This window comes from Allomuricauda sp. d1, assembly GCF_039592695.1.
GTDB lineage: Bacteria > Bacteroidota > Bacteroidia > Flavobacteriales > Flavobacteriaceae > Flagellimonas_A.
On the sequence record NZ_JBBUTK010000006.1, the window covers coordinates 2,501 to 5,550 of the forward strand.

The following is a 3,050-nucleotide window of genomic DNA, read 5'->3' on the forward strand; positions in this document are numbered from 1 at the left end:
CTCATTATGCAAAAGGCACGCCGTCATCCGCCAAAGGCGGACTCCGACCGCTTGTAGGCGTATGGTTTCAGGGTCTTTTTCACTCCCCTGTTCGGGGTTCTTTTCACCTTTCCCTCACGGTACTGGTTCACTATCGGTCTCCCAGGAGTATTTAGCCTTGGCGGATGGTCCCGCCAGTTTCACACAGGGTTTCACGTGCCCCGCGCTACTCAGGATACCACTATGCGTAACGTTCCTTACCGGTACGGGGCTGTCACCCGCTGTGGCCCGGCTTTCCAACCGGTTCCCGTTCGTCGCGCACGCAATGCCGTGGTCCTACAACCCCGACATGGCCGGAACCATGTCGGTTTGGGCTGTTCCGGTTTCGCTCGCCGCTACTGCCGGAATCACTCTTGTTTTCTCCTCCTCCGCCTACTTAGATGTTTCAGTTCGGCGGGTTCGCCCCTGCCTTACGGCAGGTACCATATCTTCAATATGGTGGGTTGCCCCATTCGGACACCCGCGGATCAATGCTCATGTGCAGCTCCCCGCGGATTTTCGCAGCTTATCGCGTCCTTCGTCGCCTCTGGGAGCCTAGGCATCCCCCATACGCCCTTCTCTTGCTTGTCGCACTATCCGCCAAAGGCGGATGTGCCCTCTCGTAATCCTTATTTTGATTATGTCACAAGTAAAATTGTTTCTTTACTTATCTACTACGTGTTTCGTCTCCACGGATATCAATCGCGTGGAGTTTGACTTCGCATGCCGCAAAAGCGGCACGCTACGTCCCAATATGTCAATGAACTTTTATAGATGTCAGACGTTAGATTTGAGATTTTAGACCCCAAGGTGAACCTATAAGGGAACACTTTGAACATCTCATATCCCACATCTGGAATCTCACATCTAAGTGTGGAGAATACCGGAGTCGAACCGGTGGCCTCCTGCGTGCAAGGCAGGCGCTCTAGCCAGCTGAGCTAATTCCCCGTTTTTCAGTTAACAGTCAACAGTTATCAGTTAACAGTTAACAGTCTTGAAACGGCTCACCATAACGTGATAACTCAACTTCTAAAATTTCCCTTTCAATACTTCTGATGAACTTTTGCAAATTCTGAATTCGTAATTCTAAATTCAAAATTTCACAAGTAGTCTCAGGCAGACTCGAACTGCCGACCTCTACATTATCAGTGTAGCGCTCTAACCAGCTGAGCTATGAGACTGTATTGGCATCCTTTACCAAACATTATATATGACATATCGGTGACAGCGGAAAGAGAGGGGACCACATTGCCTGCCGGAGAGGGGCCCCGCCGGGCGTCTTCTCTAGAAAGGAGGTGTTCCAGCCGCACCTTCCGGTACGGCTACCTTGTTACGACTTAGCCCTAGTCACCGGTCTTGCCCTAGGCCGCTCCTTGCGGCGACGGACTTCAGGCACTCCCGGCTTCCATGGCTTGACGGGCGGTGTGTACAAGGCCCGGGAACGTATTCACCGCAGCATGGCTGATCTGCGATTACTAGCGATTCCAGCTTCACGGGGTCGGGTTGCAGACCCCGATCCGAACTGTGACCGGTTTTCAAGATCCGCGCCCCCTTGCGGGGTGGCTTCCCTCTGTGCCGGCCATTGTAGCACGTGTGTGGCCCAGGACGTAAGGGCCGTGATGATTTGACGTCGTCCCCACCTTCCTCGCGGTTTGCACCGGCAGTCCCGTTAGAGTCCCCATCTTTACATGCTGGCAACTAACGGCAGGGGTTGCGCTCGTTATAGGACTTAACCTGACACCTCACGGCACGAGCTGACGACAACCATGCAGCACCTTGCAATCTGCCCGAAGGAAGCCCCGTCTCTGGGGTTGTCAGACTGCATTTAAGCCCTGGTAAGGTTCCTCGCGTATCATCGAATTAAACCACATGCTCCACCGCTTGTGCGGGCCCCCGTCAATTCCTTTGAGTTTCATTCTTGCGAACGTACTCCCCAGGTGGGACACTTATCACTTTCGCTTGGCCGCCGAGCCCAAGGGCCCGACAGCTAGTGTCCATCGTTTACGGCGTGGACTACCGGGGTATCTAATCCCGTTCGCTCCCCACGCTTTCGTCCATCAGCGTCGGTACATGGTTGGCCACCTGCCTTCGCGATCGGTGTTCTATGTGATATCTATGCATTTCACCGCTACACCACATGTTCCGGCAACCTCACCATGACCCAAGGCCTGCAGTATCAAGGGCAGTCCCACGGTTGAGCCGTGGCCTTTCACCCCTGACTTACAGGCCCGCCTGCGGACCCTTTAAACCCAATGATTCCGGATAACGCTCGGACCCTCCGTATTACCGCGGCTGCTGGCACGGAGTTAGCCGGTCCTTATTCTTACGGTACCGTCAGCCGGGCACACGTGCCCGGGTTTCTTCCCGTACAAAAGCGGTTTACGACCCGTAGGGCCTTCATCCCGCACGCGGCATGGCTGGATCAACCTTCCGGCCATTGTCCAATATTCCTCACTGCTGCCTCCCGTAGGAGTCTGGTCCGTGTCTCAGTACCAGTGTGGGGGATCCCCCTCTCAGGGCCCCTAGCCATCGTCGCCTTGGTAAGCCGTTACCTTACCAACCAGCTAATGGCACGCATCGCCATCCCCTTCCGATAAATCTTTAATCAATGTACCATGCGGTACTTCGATACCATGGGGTATTAATCCAAATTTCTCTGGGCTATCTCCCTGAAGGGGGCAGGTTCGATACGCGTTCCGCACCCGTGCGCCACTCGTCAGCGGAAAAGCAAGCTTTTCCCTGTTACCGTCCGACTTGCATGTGTTAGGCCTGCCGCTAGCGTTCATCCTGAGCCAGGATCAAACTCTTCATCGTTGTGTCATAAATGACTCTCCCCGACAAAGGCCCCTCCCGGCAAAACAAAATGGTTCTCTCTCTTTGATTCGGACCGATGTCAATCGGTCCTTACGCTGTCAATTTTCCGATATGTACATGAACTTTTCAAAAAAACAGGGGCATAAAATAAGGCCTCCCGACCTCCAAAAAACTGCCCCAATTCCACCTCGCTTACCAGCAAAGCGGGTGCAAATATA

2 tRNA genes and 2 rRNA genes (1 of these 4 cut by a window edge) are annotated in these 3,050 nt (G+C 53.9%); all 4 read right to left on the reverse strand.

Annotated features, from left to right (window positions below):
- A 23S ribosomal RNA gene (locus AAAH86_RS14965) occupies positions 1-610 on the reverse strand (it extends 2,248 nt beyond the left edge of the window).
- Positions 611-892: 282 nt separating this feature from the next.
- Positions 893-966, reverse strand: a tRNA-Ala gene (locus AAAH86_RS14970).
- 159 nt (positions 967-1,125) lie between these two features.
- A tRNA-Ile gene (locus AAAH86_RS14975) sits at positions 1,126-1,199 on the reverse strand.
- Positions 1,200-1,306: 107 nt separating this feature from the next.
- Positions 1,307-2,832, reverse strand: a 16S ribosomal RNA gene (locus AAAH86_RS14980).
- The 16S and 23S rRNA genes sit together here with 2 tRNA genes alongside, the layout of an rRNA operon.
- Between the last annotated feature and the right edge of the window lie 218 nt (positions 2,833-3,050).